At 68.6% G+C, this 16,996-nt stretch carries 10 protein-coding genes; 3 read left to right on the top strand and 7 right to left on the bottom strand.

Annotation, left to right across the window (positions count from 1 at the left end):
• Positions 1–2: 2 nt before the first annotated feature.
• From folP to VFV19_05575, 6 genes are all read right to left on the bottom strand, one after another.
• A complete protein-coding gene (folP, locus tag VFV19_05600) occupies positions 3–1,172 on the bottom strand; it encodes a dihydropteroate synthase (protein HEX4823764.1) in 1,170 nt (389 codons plus the stop codon).
• Between the two features lie 46 nt (positions 1,173–1,218).
• Positions 1,219–3,159 carry an ATP-dependent zinc metalloprotease FtsH gene (gene ftsH, locus VFV19_05595; GenBank protein ID HEX4823763.1) on the bottom strand — a complete coding sequence of 647 codons (1,941 nt, stop codon included), beginning with the start codon at positions 3,157–3,159 and terminating at the stop codon, positions 1,219–1,221.
• Between the two features lie 94 nt (positions 3,160–3,253).
• On the bottom strand, positions 3,254–3,766 hold the full coding sequence (locus VFV19_05590) for a phosphoribosyltransferase family protein (GenBank protein HEX4823762.1): 513 nt from the start codon (positions 3,764–3,766) through the stop codon (positions 3,254–3,256).
• A gap of 12 nt (positions 3,767–3,778) precedes the next feature.
• The gene (tilS, locus tag VFV19_05585; GenBank protein HEX4823761.1) at positions 3,779–4,756 is read right to left on the bottom strand and encodes a tRNA lysidine(34) synthetase TilS; all 978 of its coding nucleotides are present in this window, start codon (positions 4,754–4,756) and stop codon (positions 3,779–3,781) included.
• The gene (locus tag VFV19_05580; protein HEX4823760.1) at positions 4,753–6,396 is read right to left on the bottom strand and encodes a hypothetical protein; all 1,644 of its coding nucleotides are present in this window, start codon (positions 6,394–6,396) and stop codon (positions 4,753–4,755) included. Before VFV19_05580 ends, tilS begins: the two co-directional genes overlap by 4 nt.
• On the bottom strand, positions 6,393–7,160 hold the full coding sequence (locus VFV19_05575) for an ABC transporter ATP-binding protein (protein HEX4823759.1): 768 nt from the start codon (positions 7,158–7,160) through the stop codon (positions 6,393–6,395). Before VFV19_05575 ends, VFV19_05580 begins: the two co-directional genes overlap by 4 nt.
• A gap of 77 nt (positions 7,161–7,237) precedes the next feature.
• Here VFV19_05575 and VFV19_05570 point away from each other — a divergent pair, with 77 nt between their 5' ends.
• Together VFV19_05570 and VFV19_05565 are read left to right on the top strand one after the other, a co-directional pair.
• Positions 7,238–8,137, top strand: a complete 900-nt coding sequence (locus VFV19_05570) for an ABC transporter ATP-binding protein (protein ID HEX4823758.1) — start codon at positions 7,238–7,240, stop codon at positions 8,135–8,137.
• Positions 8,134–11,727 (top strand): M1 family aminopeptidase, encoded by a 3,594-nt coding sequence (locus tag VFV19_05565; protein ID HEX4823757.1) that lies wholly within the window; start codon positions 8,134–8,136, stop codon positions 11,725–11,727. Before VFV19_05570 ends, VFV19_05565 begins: the two co-directional genes overlap by 4 nt.
• 74 nt (positions 11,728–11,801) lie before the next feature.
• Here the strand turns inward: VFV19_05565 and VFV19_05560 are convergent, their stop codons facing one another.
• Positions 11,802–14,123: a sulfatase-like hydrolase/transferase gene (locus VFV19_05560; GenBank protein ID HEX4823756.1), complete on the bottom strand. Its 2,322-nt coding sequence runs from the start codon at positions 14,121–14,123 to the stop codon at positions 11,802–11,804.
• 113 nt (positions 14,124–14,236) lie between these two features.
• On the opposite strand from VFV19_05560, the gene VFV19_05555 reads away from it, so the two are divergent.
• Positions 14,237–16,987 carry a TonB-dependent receptor gene (locus VFV19_05555; GenBank protein HEX4823755.1) on the top strand — a complete coding sequence of 917 codons (2,751 nt, stop codon included), beginning with the start codon at positions 14,237–14,239 and terminating at the stop codon, positions 16,985–16,987.
• Positions 16,988–16,996 lie beyond the last annotated feature (9 nt).

Here is a 16,996-nt window from a genome sequence, read left to right as displayed (position 1 = left end):
CCTCAGGTGGTCCGGATCGTGTCGATCATGCGCGTCACCCGCTTCGTCGCGGCGACGTCGTGCGCGCGAACGACGTGAGCACCGCTCCAGGCCGCGAACGCCGCGACCGCCAAGCTCCCCTCGAGCCGCTCCCCGACCGGGAGGTCGAGCGTGCCGCCGATGAACGCCTTGCGCGACGCGCCGACGACGATCGGACGACCCACGCTCTTGAGCGTCGGCAGCTCGCGCAAGATCTGGAGGTTTCCGGCCGCCGACTTCCCGAACCCGAGGCCCGGATCGATCAGGATCTTATCATCCGCGACTCCGGCGGCCACCGCCTTCTCGACGCGGTTCCGGAGGAAGCCGACCACGGAAGAGAGCAGGTCGACGTACTGGGTATCCTGCTGCATCGTCTTCGGCGTCCCGCGGCGGTGCATCGCGATCGCGGGGACCCGCATCGCGCGGATGACTGCGAGCATCTCGGCGTCGGCGAACCCCGAGACGTCGTTGACGAGGTCGGCGCCGGCTTCGATGGCGAGGCGCGCCACCGCGACCTTCGTCGTGTCGACCGAGATGCGTACGGGGCACCTTCGTTTGATCGCTTCGATCGCCGGGACGACGCGGCGGACCTCTTCGTCCTCGAGGACGGGGTCCGCGCCCGGGCGGGTGCTCTCCCCGCCGACGTCGACGAGATCGGCGCCCTCGTCGAGCATCCGCGCGGCGGCGTCGGCCGCCTGCTGCGGCGTGAGCACGGCGCCGCCGCCTGCGAACGAGTCGGGGGTGACGTTGAGGACGCCCATGACGCGCGTGCCGTCCGCGAGATCGAGGAGTGTGCCGTCGGCGAAGGCGAGACCGAACGCCGTCCGGTCGTAAGCGGTGAGGGCCGTGCGGAGAGCGCTCCCGACCGCGCGAAGCCCGCGTGTCTCGAGGTTCGTTCCGAGGCGCCGGAGCGACGGATCGTCGGCGACGACGATCACCGGCGACTTCCCGCTCGCGCCGTGGATCCCGGGCAGGACGACGACGCCGGGGCCGACCGCCTCTTCGCGCAGGCGCGCGATCTCGTCGGGGGTCAGCGCGTCGAGGCGGACCGAGCGGCGGCGGCCGTCGGACAGGCGCGCCGCGGCCTCGGCCTGCGGCAGGTCCACGTCCCCCATCGAGCGAATCGCTTGGGGGAGCATGGCCAGCTCGATCACACGGGGATTGTGTTCCACCGGTGCTCCTCGGCGCGGGCGGAGCGGATCAGGCCGGCTGGCTTCCGGGCGTGGGAAGCACGGCGGCGCGCCCCTTCGCCTCCGCGGCTTCCGGTGTCTCGGCAGGCGCGGTCGGCGGCGTCGACGAGCGCGGCGGCTCGGCGAGCGACTCGCCCCGGACGAGCGCGGCGATCTGCTCCGCGTCCAGGACCTCGCGCTCGAGCAGCGCTTCCGCGATGCGCGAGAGTGCGGCGCGGTTGGCCTCGAGGATCGATTTCGCCGTGTTGTAGCCGGCGAGGACGATCGATTTGACCTCGCGGTCGATCTCGACGGCCGTCGACTCGGAGTAGTCGCGGTGCTGGGCGATCTCGCGCCCCAGGAAGATCTGCTCTTCCTTCTTGCCGAAGGTGAGGGGGCCCATCGCGTCGGACATGCCCCACTCGCAGACCATCTTCCGCGCCAGCTCGGTGACGCGCTCGATGTCGTTGCCGGCGCCGGTGGTCATGCGCTGGAAGGTCAGCTCCTCGCTGACGCGTCCGCCCATCAAGACCGAGATCATCGACTCCAGGTACTCCCGGGAGTACGTGTGCTTGTCGTCGACCGGGAGCTGCATCGTGACGCCGAGCGCGCGGCCGCGCGGGATGATCGTCACCTTGTGGAGCGGATCGGCGTACGGGACCCTGTACGCGACGAGCGCGTGGCCGGCCTCGTGGTACGCCGTGATCTTCTTCTCCTCGTCCGAGATGATGAGCGACTTCCGCTCGGCGCCCATCAGGACCTTGTCCTTCGCGATCTCGAAGTCGTCCTGCGCGACCGCCTTGCGGTTCTTCCGCGCGGCGAAGAGCGCGGCCTCGTTGACGAGGTTCGCGAGGTCGGCGCCGGAGAAGCCGGGCGTTGCGCGGGCGAGGAGCGAGAGGTCGACGTCGGGGCCGAGCGGGATCTTCCGCGCGTGGACCCGCAGGATCTCTTCCCGGCCGCGCACGTCGGGACGGCCCACGACGACCTGGCGGTCGAAGCGGCCCGGCCGGAGCAGGGCGGGATCGAGGACGTCGGGACGGTTCGTCGCGGCGATCAGGATGACCCCTTCGTTCGTCTCGAAGCCATCCATCTCGACGAGGAGCTGGTTCAGCGTCTGCTCGCGCTCGTCGTGGCCGCCACCGAGGCCCGCGCCACGGTGCCGGCCGACCGCGTCGATCTCGTCGATGAAGATGATGCAGGGGGCGTTCTTCTTCCCCTGCTCGAAGAGGTCGCGGACGCGGCTGGCGCCGACGCCGACGAACATCTCGACGAAGTCCGAGCCCGAGATCGAGAAGAACGGGACGTTCGCCTCGCCGGCGATCGCGCGGGCGAGGAGGGTCTTGCCCGTTCCCGGGGGGCCCATGAGGAGCACGCCCTTCGGGATCTTCCCGCCGAGCTTCTGGAATTTCTGCGGCTCCTTGAGGAACTCGATGATCTCCTGGAGCTCTTCCTTGGCCTCCTCGACCCCGGCGACGTCCTTGAAGGTGACGCGCTTGCCCTGGGCCGAGGTCAGCTTCGCGCGGGATTTCCCGAACGACAAAGCCTTGTTGCCGCCCGACTGCATCTGCCGCATGAACACGATCCAGACCACGACGAGGATCAGGATCGGGGACCACGTGAGGAGGAGGGCCAACATCGAGTTGTCGGCCGGCTTCTTCGCCTTCACCGTGACGCCGGCGTCGCGGAGCTTCTGCATGAGCGCGTCGTCTTTCACGGTGTAGACGCGGAAGTTCGAGACCTGCTGGCCGGACCCGTTGTCCAGCTGGCCGGTGAACTTGCCCTGGATGTCGTAACCGACGGTGTCGCCGGAGATGGTGACCTCGGAGACCTTCTTATCCTCGACGGCTTTGTAGAAAGCCGAAGAGTCGAGGTCCACCCTCTGCGCCGAGGCCGTCGCGAAGATCTGATAGGCGATGACGACGACGCCCAGGAAGACGAGCCAAACGAGGATGGTCCTCAGGTGGTTGTTCAACGCTCCGGTACCTCCAGGCCCCTTGGACTTCTTCAATATATAGGGGTTACCGGGACCTCGCCAAGAAATCGCAGCGCCGTGAGGCCGGTCTAGGTCACTCCAGAAACGAAATGTAGGGCAGATTCCGATAAAGTCCCTCGGCATCCAGCCCATACCCGACGATCCAGCGGTCGGGGACCTCGAAGCCGACGTAGTCGGGAACGAGGGGAGCCGCCCGCCGGGCCGGCTTGTCCAGGAGGACGGCGATCCTGAGGCTCCTCGGCCGGCGCCGGAGCAGCTCGTCCTTGAGCGCCAGGAGCGTCCGGCCCGTATCGAGGATGTCCTCGACGACGAGGACGTCCGCACCTTCGACCGGGAACCCTTCGGGGAGGCGGAGCTGACGCGGGTCGCCGCCGCGATCGATCGAGGGGAGCGGCACGAGCGCGGTGTGGACCGGCATCGGGAGGCGCCGCACGAGGTCGCCGCCGAACATGAAGGCGCCGTCCAGGACGACGAGGACCGAGAGCGGGCCGCCCTCCGCGGTGTCGGCGGCGATCGCGCGCGCCATCGCCTCGACGCGGGTCTTGAGGGCGCTCTCGCTGATCAGGATCTCGCGGGACAGGCGCATCGCGGCACAGTATCAAAGGACGATCCGGCCGCGGCGTTTTTCGGCGCGACGCTTCCCGGGGAGATCGATCGACGCGCCTTCCGCGAGGGCCGCCAGACCGACGACGGCGCCGACGTGGCGCGCGGAGACGTGCCGTGGGTCGCACCCGGCGGCAACCAGCGCGAGCCGGGCAACCCGCGAGGCGAGCGGGCCAGGGAGCGACGCGAGGCCGGCTGCGTCGATTCCGACACGGCCGCCCCGGCGCGTGGCGATCGCGTCGAACCGCTCGAGCGCGAGCGCATCGAGGAACGCCGCGTCGGAACGGAGCCTCGCGGCGGCCTCGACGAGATGCCGCGCGGCCTGGGGGTTCACCGCCTTCATGAGGGCCGGCACGACGAGGCGGCGCACGCGATTGCGATCGAAGGCGAGGTCGTCGTTCGTCGGATCGTCGCGGTAGGCGTGTCGCCTCCTCCGGAGCCATGCGCGAAGCTCGGCGCGCTCGAGGCCGAGGAGGGGACGGACGAACGGGCCGGGACCGGACGGCGCCATCGCCGCGAGCGCCGCGGGCCCAGCGCCGCGGGCGAAGCGCATGAGGATCGTCTCGGCCTGGTCGTCCTGCGTATGACCGGTCGCGACGAGCGAGGCGCCGCTCCTCTCTGCCGCACGCATCAGGAACGCGCGGCGCACACGCCTCGCCGCCTCCTCGAGCGATTCGTCGCGGCGCCTCTCGCCCTTCACGAGACAACGCTCGGCAACGACGGGAAGACGGAGCGTCGCCGCGAGCGCCTCGACGAACCGCCGGTCGGCGGCCGACCCGCGCCTGAGGCCGTGATCGAGGTGAGCGACGGTCACCGCGATGCCGTGTCGCGCGGCGTACGGGCCGACGAGGTGGAGGAGCGCCACCGAGTCTCCGCCCCCCGAGACCGCGACGACGAGCGGCGCGCCGTCGGGGACGAGCCCGCGCACGGCGCGGTGGAACGCGATCTCGACCGGGTCGGCCTTCCGGCTCACCGGCCCTGGGCCATCATCGCGAGGTTCTCGCGGCGCGCGTCGAGCGCCCGTCCCGCGAGCGGCCAGCCCGCGCGCGCGATCGCCGCCGCCGCGGCGAACACGGCGATCGCCGCCGCGAGACCGCCCCACCGCGACCCGGTGAGCGCGAGCGCGCTCGTGAAGACGCCGGCGCACGCCGCGAAAGCGATCACCGAGACGAGGGACGTGACGATCGACGCGAGCGGGTGCGGGTTCCCGCCGCGCAGGCGCGTGAGATCGAACGGCGCCGGGAGGACGGCGGCGATGAACGCGGCGACCGGCGACTGCGCGAGGAACGCCGCGAACACGCAGAGGATCGCCCCGAGCCACACGACCGGGGATCCGTGGGGGTAGAGGACGATCGCGATCGTCAATCCGCCCGCGACCGGCATCGCGAAGGCTCCCAGGGCGGCGGCCGCCTTGCCCACGACGATCTCGTTCCCGCTGATCGGCGTGAGGAAGGTCAGGGTCAGCCCCGCGCGATCGACGGCGAACTGGTCGGACTGGAACGGCGTCATCGAGATGAGGGTGAGGAGGGCGGCGCCCGCGACGACGAGGAGCCCCGTGTAGGCGGGATCGACGAGCCCCATCGAGCGCCCGCGCCAGAGGAAGCCGAAGAGGAACGAAGGCAGCGGCGCCGTGAAGAGGATGATGCGTCCCCGGACCGAGCGGGTGACGAGCCGGAAGAACGCGCGCGCCACCGCGGAGGAAGCCGGAGACAACCCGGGGATCCGCCGGAGGCGCTCCTCGCGGCGTTTCGCCCGGGAGCGCCGGTCGCCGGGGGCGCTCATGATCCGCGCAAACGCGAGAGCGCCCGCGAGCGTGAAGACGGCGGCGGTGGCGGCGAGACCCGCAAGGGTCCCCCACGGCACGCGCTCGAGCCCGGCCTCCAAGCCGCGCGCGTAGAGCTCCCACGGCATCGCGGCGAGCCAGGGGTGCGCCTCGAGGTCGAGCCTGATCGGAGCGCCGAGCGCGTCCGCGCCGTGCGAGCGGAGGATCGGCACGTAGGCGAGGAGGGTCATCCCGACGAGGAGGCCGACGCTCGCCATCTCCCCGAGGCGCCGGTGGCGGAAGACGAGGGCGCCGAGGAGCGCCGACATGCTGCCGGCGGCGGCGAGGACCACGAGCGCGAGCATCCCGAGGACGAGGGCCGAGGCCGCGGCGCGGAACGCGCCCTCCGCCGCGAGGCCCGCCGGCAGCGACAGCAGCGCGGGAACGATGACCAGGATCCAGGGATCGGCGAGGTGGCTGGCGATCTCGGTGACGAAGAGCGCGCGCCTCGGGATCGGGAGGAGGGCGAGGCGCGTCATCGATTGCGCCGCGCCGCCGAAGCGGAGGATCGGGCTGATGAGGACGACGATCAGGACTACCGCGAGGACCCCCCGCGCCCCGATGAGGAGCGCGGCAGCGTGTGGCTCGCCGAGCGCCATGCCGCGGCCGCCGGTGAAGGCGAGGACGCCGAGCAGGATGGAGCCGGGGAGGAGGGCGACGACGAGGATCGCGAGCACGAGCAGTCGCGCCGCGCGGGAGACCTGCTCGAGCGAATCGCGGCGGCGCCCCCTGAGGCCGTTCACGAAGAGGCGCCAGCGGAGCCAGGCGAAGGCGCGGAGCGAGCGGATCATCCGCCGAGCCAGTCGAGGTGCGCCGAGTCCGCGCGCGGCGCGTCGACGAGGCGCAGGAAGAGCGCCTCCAGCGTCTCGCCGCCCGCCGTCCCCGCGCGCAGCGCGTCGATCGGCCCCTGCGCGACGAGGCGCCCGCGGTGAATGACGCCGATGTGGTCGCACAGACGCTCGACGACCTCGAGGATGTGCGACGTCAGGAAGATCGTCCCGCCGTGCTTCACGTAGTCGAGGAGGAGGTTCTTGATCTGGCGGCTGGCGACGGCGTCGATGCCCTCGAACGGCTCGTCGAGGAAGAGGAGCTTCGGGGCGGGCAGGAGCGCCGCGGCGAGCGAGGTCTTCTTCCGCATCCCGTGCGAGTAGTCGGCGACGAGCAGGCCCGACGCGTCGGTGAGATCCATGAGCGCGAGCAGCTCGCGGCTGCGCTCCCTCACCGTGTCGGCGGAGAGGCCGTGGACCTGGCCGACGAACGCGAGCGTCTCCGCGGCGGTCAGCTGCTCGAAGAGGGCGAGGTCCTCGGGGACGACGCCGACCTGCCGCTTGGCCGCGATCGGGTCGGCGATGGGGTCGATCCCGAGCAGGGTGATCGAGCCGGCGCTCGGGGCGAGAAGGCCGGTGAGACACTTGATCGTGGTCGATTTTCCGGCGCCGTTGGGGCCGAGGAAGCCGTAGACCGACCCGCGCGGCACCGCGAGGTCGATGCCGTCCACCGCGACGAACTCGCCGAAGATGCGCCGCAATCCGGAAGTGGCGACCGCCGTTTCCACGGCGTGGATTCTAAGGGCCGAAACCCTTCTCCCCGGCGGGCCGTTTACACGGGGGAAGAAAGAAGGGGAGGCACGACATGCTCGAGCTCCGCGATCTCGTCAAGGTCTATCCGGGTCCCGTCGCCGCGCTCCAGGGAGTGAGCCTCACGATCTCGGGAGGGATGTTCGGCCTCCTGGGACCGAACGGCGCCGGCAAGACGACCCTCATGCGTATCGTCGCCGGCCTCCTCGAGCCGACGTCGGGCAGCGTCGTGCTCGACGGCGTCGAGGTCACCGAGAACCCGCAGCACGTGTGGGCTCGCCTCGGGTACCTCCCGCAGGAATTCGGCTTCTACCCGCACCTCACCGGCGAGGCGATGCTGCGGCACCTCCTCGAGCTGAAGGGGGTCGAGGCGCGGGGCGGGATGAAGGCGCTCGTCGCGGAGCTCCTCGACCGGGTCAACCTCTCGTTCGCGGCGAAGCGGAAGGTCAAGGGGTACTCGGGCGGGATGCGCCAGCGCCTCGGGCTCGCGCAGGCGATCGCCGGGAACCCGCGGCTCATCATCGTCGACGAGCCGACGGCGGGACTCGACCCCGAGGAGCGCTTCCGCTTCTACCGCCTGCTCGCCGAGCTCGCGGCCGACCGGATCGTGATCCTTTCGACGCACATCGTCGAGGACGTCTCCGTCCTCTGCTCGCGCTTCGCCGTGATCCGCGGCGGCCGCGTCGTCGCGCTCACGACCCCGGCCGAGGCGCGCTCGCTGATCCAGGGGCGCATCTACCAGGGCGTCGCCGACTCGCGCGAGCATCTGGACGACATCGGCCAGCGGCACCGCGTGACGCAGTCGATCCTCGTCGAGGGCCGGAACCAGGTGCGCGTCTACCAGAACGGCGGCGGTGTGCCCCCGGACGGCTTCGCGCCCGTCGAGCCGAACCTCGAGGACGCCTATTTCGTGCTCATGACCGGAGTGGGGTTCAAGGACGAGGTCCTGTCGTGAGCTTCCGGCGGCTCTGGCTCGTCTTCAAGACCGATCTCGCGCTCCACGCGCGGCGGCCGCTGACATGGATCTTGGTCGTCATCATGATCCTCGTCGTCTGGGGCCTGTCGACCGGCAACGTGCGGATCGACAGCGGCGACGCGTCGGTAGGCGGCCGAAAGGCGTGGATCACCTCCGAATTCGCGATCGCGTTCACGCTGAGCGTCATCACGTTGCTCTTCTACACATTCTTCGTCGCGGTGGGCGCCGGGATGGCCGTCATCCAGGACGACGAGCGCAAGGTCGGCGAGGTCCTCCACGCGACCCCGCTCACGCCGCACGAATACGTGTGGGGCAAGCTCCTCGCGGTGATCGCGGCGTTTGCCGCCGTGCTCGCGATCCAGCAGCTCTTCGCGATCGTGGCGTATCAGTGGTTCCCGAACGCGAAAGCCGACGAGATCCGCGGTCCGTTCACCGTCGTCGCCTACACCGTCCCGGCCCTCCTCTTCGCGATGCCGACGATCCTCTTCATCGCCTTCACCTCGTTCGCCGTCGGGCTCCGGTGGCGGAAGCCGATCCTCGTCTTCGTCCTCCCGGTCGCCATGCTGCTGGTCTGCGCGTTCTTCCTGTGGAACTGGTCGCCGACGTGGCTCGACCCGAAGTGGAACAAGCTCCTGATGGCGCTCGACCCGGCGGGGTTCCGCTGGCTCAACGAGACCCACCTCAAGGTCGATCGCGGGGTCGATTTCTACAACAAGGGGACGATCCCGTTCGACGCGGTCTTCTGGGTCAGCCGCGCCGCGATGCTGGGCGTCGCGCTCCTCTCGTTCGTCCTCGCCGAGCGTCACTTCGCACGCACGATGCGCGGCGAGGTCTCGCCGGCCGAGAAGCGCCGCCTCGTCGCCGCGGCCCCTTCGGCGCCGCCCGCACTCGCGCGCCCGCAGATCGCGACGGCGCCCCTGGGCGCGCTGGCGATGCGCACGGTGCCTCCGCGGTTCTGGCAGGGGGCGATGGAGGTCGCCCGCACCGAGCTCAGGGAGCTGGCGCACGCGCCCGGTCTCTACCTCTTCGTCCCGCTCATCCTCATCCAGACGATCGGCGCGAACTTCACCGCGCTCGGCCCGTTCGGCACGTACGTGCTCGCGACGCCGGGAACGGTCGCCGTGCGCATGATGAACACGCTCACCCTCCTCGTCTCCTTCCTCCTCCTCTTCTACACGGTCGAGTCGCACCAGAGGGAGAGGAACACGGGGCTCGCCGCGATCTTCGACGCGACGCCGGTGAGGACGGCCTCCGTTCTCTTCGGCAAGTCGGTGGCGAACGCCGTCGTCGGCATCGCGGTTCTCGCCGGCTGCTTCATCGGCTCCGCGATCATCATCCTCGTGCAAGGCAAGGTCTCGCTCGCGATCTTTCCGTTCCTGCTGACGTGGGGCCTCCTCCTCGTCCCGACGTTCCTCGTCTGGAGCTGCTTCGTGATGGCGGCCGTGTCGATCACGCAGAGCCGCTACGCCACCTACGGCATCGGGCTCATCGCGCTCGCCGCGAGCGGGTGGGCGCAGGTCCGCGGCCACATGAGCTGGGTCTTCAACTGGAATCTCTGGGGCGCCCTGCGCTGGACCGACATGGGCCCGTACCAGATGGATCGCACGGCGATCGTCCTGAACCGGGTGCTCGTCCTCTCGCTCGCCGCGCTCTTCGTCGTCGTCGCGGTGAGGTTCCACGGGCGGCGCGACGCGGATCCGGTGCGGATCATCCACCGCCTGCGGCCGCGGGCGCTCTTCGGGAGCGCGCTCAGCCTTTCGCCGTATGCGCTCGTGCCGCTCGTCCTCGCGTCGACCTTGGGCGTCATGATCGGACGCGGCGAGGAATCCGAAGCCGCGAAGAAGAAGGCGCACGATTACTGGAAGCAGAACCTCGCCACGTGGAAGGACGCGCCGCAGCCCGAGATCGTCGACCTCAAGATGAAGCTCAAGCTCGATCCGGAGAAGCGCCATTTCGCGGTCGAGGGCGGCTACACGCTCTCGAACCCGCACGACAAGCCGCTCGCGCGGTTCGCGCTCACCGGCGGCTTCCACTGGACCGAGCCGAAGTGGACCATGGGTGGGAAGGAGTACAAGCCGGAGAACCGGACGTCGCTCTTCGCGTTCACGCCGCCGAAGCCGCTCGGTCCCGGCGAGACGATCGACGTCGGTTTCGCCTATGAAGGGACCTTCCCGAAGGGTGCGACGAAGAACGGCGGCGGATCGGACGAGTTCATCTTCCCCGCCGGCGTCGTGCTCACCGGGTTCGGCCCCTCGTTCGCGCCGGAGGTCGGCTACGACGAGGGGATCGGAATCGAGGAAGAGAAGAACCGCTATGAGACCAAGGTCTACCCCGACGACTTCTACGTGGGCCAGACCGACCCGGCGTTCGGCAGCGGCTCCGCGTTCACCGCGCGCATCGAGATCACCGGGCCGGAGGAGTATCGCTACAACTCGGTCGGCATCCTCGAGTCCGACAAGGTCGAGAACGGCATGAGAACCGCCGTCTGGAAGACCGACCGCAAGGTCCGGATGTTCAACGTCGTCGCCGGAAAGTGGGCCGTGAAACAGGGCGAGGGGACGGCGATCTACTACTATCCCGGCCACGACTACAACATCGACGAGCTGCTGGCGGGGCTGAACGGCGCGAGGAAGTACTACGCGCAGTGGTTCCACGAGTATCCGTGGCAGGAGCTGAAGCTGTCGGAGTTCCCCGGCCTCGCGACGTACGCGCAGGGGTTCGCGACCGACATCACGTTCTCGGAGTCGATCGGCTTCTTGACGCAGCAGGAGAAGACCGGCGACGCCCCGTTCACGATCGCCGCGCACGAATCGGCACACCAGTGGTGGGGCAACCTGCTCCTCCCCGGCAAGGGGCCCGGCGGCAACCTGCTCTCGGAGGGGATGTCGCACTACTCCACGATCCTCCTGACCGAGCAGGTCAAGGGCGTGGGCCCGCGCATCGAGTTCTGCAAGCGCATCGAGGAGCGCTACGGCGAGAGCCGGCAGGTCGACTCCGAGAAGCCGATGGTGAAGATCGACGGCTCGAAGCCCGGCGACACGACCGTGACCTACGACAAGATGGGCTGGGTCGTCTGGATGCTCCAGCAGCAGATGGGGCGCGACAATCTGCTCCACGGCCTCCACGATTTCCAGACGGCGTACGACGACAACCCCGATCATCCGGTGCTGCAAGATCTGACGGCGTTCCTGCGCCCGTACGCACCGGACGCCGCGGCGTACGACGCGTTCATCCAACAATGGTTCAACGACGTCGTCGTGTCCGAGTACACGCTCGACGGCGCGAAGAAGACCGAGGCGAACGGCGGCTGGGACGTCACCGTGAAGGTGACGAACAAGGGTTCCGCGACGATGCCGGTCGAGATCGCGGCGGCGACGAAGGCCGAGCGCTTCGACGACAAGGGCGTGGCCTCGAACGACTACAAGGACGCGCGCGCGACCGTGACCCTGGCGAAGGGCGAATCGAAGGACGTCACGATCCACTGCGCGTTCGCGCCCGAGCGCGTCCTCGTCGATCCCGACGCCCTCGTCTTGCAGCTCCGGAGAAAGACCGCCGTCGCCAAGCTCTGAAATCAAGAGGACAGCTACCGAATTCTCACCCAAAGTCGAAGGGTGGTTAGTTTGAGAATTCGGTAGCTGTCCCCTTAATTCCTGTCCAGCGCCGCTGCCTTGTTCATCTCGGAGCGCGCGAGGGCGGCATCGCCGCTGCGGTTGTAGACGTCGGCGAGGACGTAATGGCCGACCGCGGCGTACGACGACTTGTCGTCGATTGCGAGACCCCGGAGCGCTTGGTCCTTGGCACCAGGCACGTCACCGCTCAAGATGAGCGCCTTGGCGAGGTAGAAGCGGCCGATCGGCCAGTTGGGCTCGTGGGTGACGCAGGCCTGGAGCGCGGCGACGGCGCCCGGGAGATCCCCCGACTTCCCCAGGAGGATTCCCAGGTTGAACTGCGCCTTGTAAGCGTCCGGGTAGTCGGCGATCTCGGCGCGGTAGCCCGCGATCGCCCCCTGCACGTCCTTCCGTGCCTCCGCGATCAACGCCAGGTTGTAGCGCGCCCACCGCGCCTTCGGGTCGATCGCGAGCGCCTTCTTCAGGCCGAGGGCCGCCTCGTCCGAGCGCCCCTGGTGGAAAGCCACGACACCGAGGCCGACCTCGGCGCGCGCCGTTCGCGGCTCCGCGTCGAGCGTCTTCTTGAAGTTCGCCGCGGCGTCGGCATCGCGGCCGTCGTCGAGCTGCACCTGCGCCAGACGGTAGAGGATCTGCGCGTTCTTCGGATCCTGGCTCAGGAAGTGCGTGTACCCGGCGATCGCGTCGTCGACCTTGCCCTCGGCGACGAGCATGTCGGCGAGGCCGATCATCGCGTAATCGTGGTCGGGCCGCAGCTCGAGCGTCTTCTTGTAGTACGCCGCGGCCTCGGTGAACTTGTGGTCCTTCGCGAGGCAGTTGCCGAGCGTGTAATACGCGTCGATGACCTCGGGCGCCTTCGCGAGGATCGCCTGGAGGATCGGCACCGCCTCGGCTTCCTTCCCGTCCTTGACCAGCTCGCGCACGTGGTTCATGTCGTCGTAGACGGGGAGGCGATCCTTCGGATCGGGGAGATCGCGCCACGACTTGCCCGACGTGTCGGTCGTGCCGCCGACGTAGCCGAGCGAAGCGAGCTTCTTGAGCGTCTCCTCGTCCTCCTCGACCGGCGCCGCCGCGGCGAGCTTCGCGATCGACTCCTTCTCGAACTCGCCGAGCGATCCACGCAGGCGGTCGATGACGTCGAGCTCCCTTGATGCCACGTTCGTCGTCTCGCCCGGGTCGGCGTCGAGGTCGTACAGCTCCGCCTTCGGCGCCTCGATGAAGTGCCACCGCTTCGTGCGCACCGCGCGCAGCTCGCTCCAGCCGTAGTGGAGGCGCGCGTAGAACGACTCGCTGTACCCGTCGCCTCCCGCCGCCGACGCGCCTGTGACGAGCGGCACCGCGCTCGAGCCGGTCCCGAGCGTCACCCCGGCGACGCCGAGCAGGTCGAGGAGCGTCGGCGCCAGGTCGATCGACTTCACGACCGCGTCGACGACCTTGCCGCGCGTGCCGGAGTACGGCGTCACCAACAGGAGCGGGATGTGCGTCACCTGCTCGTAGACGAAGTAGCCGTGGCCGTGCTCGCCGTGCTCGCCGAGGCTCTCGCCGTGATCGGCGAGCACCGCGACGACGGTGCGGTCGGCGACGCCGAGATCGCGGAGCGACGCCAAGATCCGTCCGACGAGCTCATCGGTCCACGCGATCTCGCCGTCGTACGGGCGATCGCGGTACTGCGATCGATAGGGCTCCGGCGGCGCATACGGCGCGTGCGGGTCGTAGAGGTGGATCCAGGCGAAGAAGCGCTTGTCTTTGACCGTCCGCAGCCACGCGACGGCATGGTCGACCGTCTCGTTCCCCGGCCGCTGGATGTCGCCCATCGACAGCTTCTCCTGCTGCTTCAGGTCGAAGTCGTCGAAGTAGGTGTCGAACCCCTGCGCGATCCCCCAGCGATGATCGAGCACGAACGCCGAGACGAACCCGCCGGTCGCGAACCCGCGCTCCTCGAGCACCTCCGCGAGGGTGACGTGCTCCGGCGACAGCTTGAACCCGCCGTTGTCGCGGACGCCGTGCGCGCCGGGGAGGAGCCCGGTGAAGATCGTGCAGTGCGCCGGCAAGGTCAGCGGCATCGGCGAGACCGCGCGCGTGAACCGCACACCGTCTTTCGCCAGGGCGTCGAGGTGCGGCGTGGCCACATTTTTGGCGCCGTAGCACCCGATGCGATCGGCCCGCGTCGTGTCGAGTGTGACGACGACGAGGTTCAGGTTCGCGGCATGGATGCCGCGCGGCAATGCGCCGAGCCCCGTCCGGCGCTCTCCGCATGCGTAGATAACAAGTGAGAGGAGCAGCAGCACCGGCCATCGGGGACGGCGCTGCGGACCAAGGTCGCGACCTGGAGGGCGCATCGACCCATTGTAGAAGGCGCGTGTCGGCGTAACCCATCGACGTCGAAACGCAAATTCCTGTTGTCTCATCGATCCGCCCGATGTTACGGTCCGGTCACGACCGGGAGGAGACGATGAGACTGACCCATGCCGTACGGCTCGCCGCCGTCGCGTGCTTGCTCTTCGCGATGCACGCGGGCGCTTTCGCTCAGAGCAAGACTACTTCGGCCATCACGGGAATGGTGCGCGGCCAAGACGGCGGCGCCATCATCGGCGCCGCGGTCACGATCGAGAGCCCCCAGCTCATCGGCGGCGCGCGATCGACGGCGACCGACGCGAAGGGCGGGTTCCGGTTCCCCGAGATCGCACCGGGCATGTACACGGTCACGGTCGTCATGGCCGGCTACAAGACGCTCAAGCGGGAGGATGTCCGGATCCAGGTCGGCGGAACACTCGACCTTCACCTCGATCTCACGCCGTTCGCGGGCCAGGAGACGGTGACGGTGACCGGCGAGCCGCCGAACATCGACGTGACGAGCCCCGAGACGAAGAGCATCCTGTCGAACGAGGTTCTCGCGAACATCCCCGCGAGCCAATTCCAGCCCGACGCTTTGAACCTCGCACCCGGCATCAACAATACGGTCGCCTATGGCGGCGCCTCCGACACCGGGGTCGCCTGGAACATCGACGGCGTCGACACCTCGGATCCCGAGGCCGGCTCGGCGTGGTCGTTCGTGAACTTCAACATCATCGACCAGGTCGAGCTGGCGGGGCTCGGCGCCCCGGCCGAGTACGGCGGCTTCACCGGCGTGATGTTCAACAGCACGACGAAGTCCGGAAGCAACCTCTTCCACGGCCTCGTCGACGCCTACTACACCGACGACAACCTGGCGTGGTCGAACAACGCCCCGGCCGGAGCGAACCCGACCGAGGCGAAGTACCTCAACACGACGGCCAACTTCGGGGGGCCGTTCGTCAAGGACAAGCTCTGGTGGTACATCTCCGGCCAGTACTTCAACGAGGTGACGAACAACGGCGGACCGGACATCACCACCAAGTCACCCCGCGGATTCGGGAAGATCAGCTGGCAGATCAACGCGAACAACAACTTCGACGCGTGGGTCGAGTGGGACTACTACGACGTCAAGAATCGCGGCGGCGATCTCATCACCCCCGAGGAGGCGACCGTCCACGAGACGGCTCCCGAATGGGTCTGGAACGTCGCCTGGAAGTCGGTGCTCACGAACAACACGATCCTGGACGTCACCTTCCAGGGGTACGAGGGCTACTACTACCTCGACCCGACCGTGGGCTACGGCCAGCCCGGGCTCTACGACGGGATCACCGGACTCTACAGCCAAAACTCGTATTACTGGTACAAGGCGGATCGCGGGCGTAATCAGATCAACGCGTCGATCTCCCAGCACGTCGCCGACTGGGGCGGGACGCACGACTTCAAGTTCGGGATGGAGGTCGAGCGGTCGACGCTCCGCAGCCGCTACGGCTACCCGACCGGCCAGTGGATCTACAACAACTACTACGGGACCGATCCCGGCACCGGCGTCGGGGGCTACGGCACGGCGCACTACTACGGCGCGGCCTACGACGTGAAGGCGACGAACGAGCGGGTCAGCGGATTCGCCCAGGACGACTGGCAGATCACGCCGAGGCTGACGATCAACCCGGGCGTGCGCCTCGACTACTACCAGGGACGCGTGCCCACGCTCGGCAAGGTGTACGCGTACATGGGGATCGCGCCGCGGCTCGGCCTCGCGTGGAACATCACCGGGGACAACCAGAACCTCCTCAAGTTCCACGCCGGGCGCTACTACGCCGGCTTGCACGCGACGTACTACTACTGGGTCGATCCCGGGGCGTTCCAGGACAGCCAGAAGGTCATCGACTGGGACAGCGGGGCGGTCCAGACGTTCCCCGTGAGAACGAAGACCTACGCGATCGATCCGAACTTGAAACAACCGTACATGGATCAGGTCGTCCTCGGCTACGACCGAGGACTGCCGATGGGCATGGTCTTCTCGGTCACCGGCATCTATCGAACGTGGAAACAGTTCGTCGAGACGATCGCCCAGCACCCGAACTACACGCCGGTGACCGGACACGTCGGCGTCCAGGACGCGGCGGGGAACTTCGTCTCGACCGGTCAAACCGTGACGATGTACGACTGGAACAACTTCGACACCGACACGCTGCTCGTGACGAATCCCTCGGGGCTCACGCGCACCTTCAAGGGCGCGATGTTCACGCTGACGAAGAACTTCAAGAAGAACTGGCAGGGGCAGATCTCCTACGTCTACTCGAAGACGACGGGAACGACCGACAACGTCGGGTTCGACGGAGCGTCGGACAGCGGAGGGCAGGACGCCGGACCGAGCCCGTTCCTCGACACACCCAACTCGAAGATCAACTGGAACGGGCATCTCACGCACGACCCCACGAACCAGATCAAGATCCAGGGGACGTACGCGTTCGAGAGGCCGCACCTGTGGCTCTCGGGCAACTGGACGTACTACACCGGGGACACGTACACGAAGAAGAGCCAGTGCCTGCTCGTCGACGACGACAACAACCCGGCGACGCCGGACGTGTGCCACGCATTCCCGCAGGACGGAATCGCGAAGGTCCGCTACTTCGCCGAGCCGCGCGGCGACCGGCGCCTCCCCGGGTTCAATGAGCTCGACCTCCGGCTCGAGTGGAAGCCGCCGCTCGGCAAGAAGGGCAATCTGGGCGTGATCGCGGATGTCTTCAACGTGCTCAACTACACGCAGATCCAGTCGGTGCAAGACCGCGACAACGGGAGCTTCGGCGAGCCGCTGACCTACAACGTCGGCCGCTACGCGCGGTTCGGGATCCGGTACGAGTTCTGACCGGGGAGC

It is taken from the genome of Candidatus Polarisedimenticolaceae bacterium (genome assembly GCA_036275915.1).
Lineage (GTDB): Bacteria > Acidobacteriota > Polarisedimenticolia > Polarisedimenticolales > DASRJG01 > DASRJG01.
This window is presented reverse-complemented; position numbering and strand designations above follow the sequence as displayed.

Coding starts and splice junctions, on each gene's coding strand:
- VFV19_05590 (HEX4823762.1), bottom strand. CDS start 3,766: ATGCGCCTGTCCCGCGAGATCCTGATCAGCGAGAGCGCCCTCAAGACC.
- VFV19_05580 (HEX4823760.1), bottom strand. CDS start 6,396: ATGATCCGCTCGCTCCGCGCCTTCGCCTGGCTCCGCTGGCGCCTCTTC.
- VFV19_05570 (HEX4823758.1), top strand. CDS start 7,238: ATGCTCGAGCTCCGCGATCTCGTCAAGGTCTATCCGGGTCCCGTCGCC.
- VFV19_05560 (HEX4823756.1), bottom strand. CDS start 14,123: ATGCGCCCTCCAGGTCGCGACCTTGGTCCGCAGCGCCGTCCCCGATGG.
- VFV19_05555 (HEX4823755.1), top strand. CDS start 14,237: ATGAGACTGACCCATGCCGTACGGCTCGCCGCCGTCGCGTGCTTGCTC.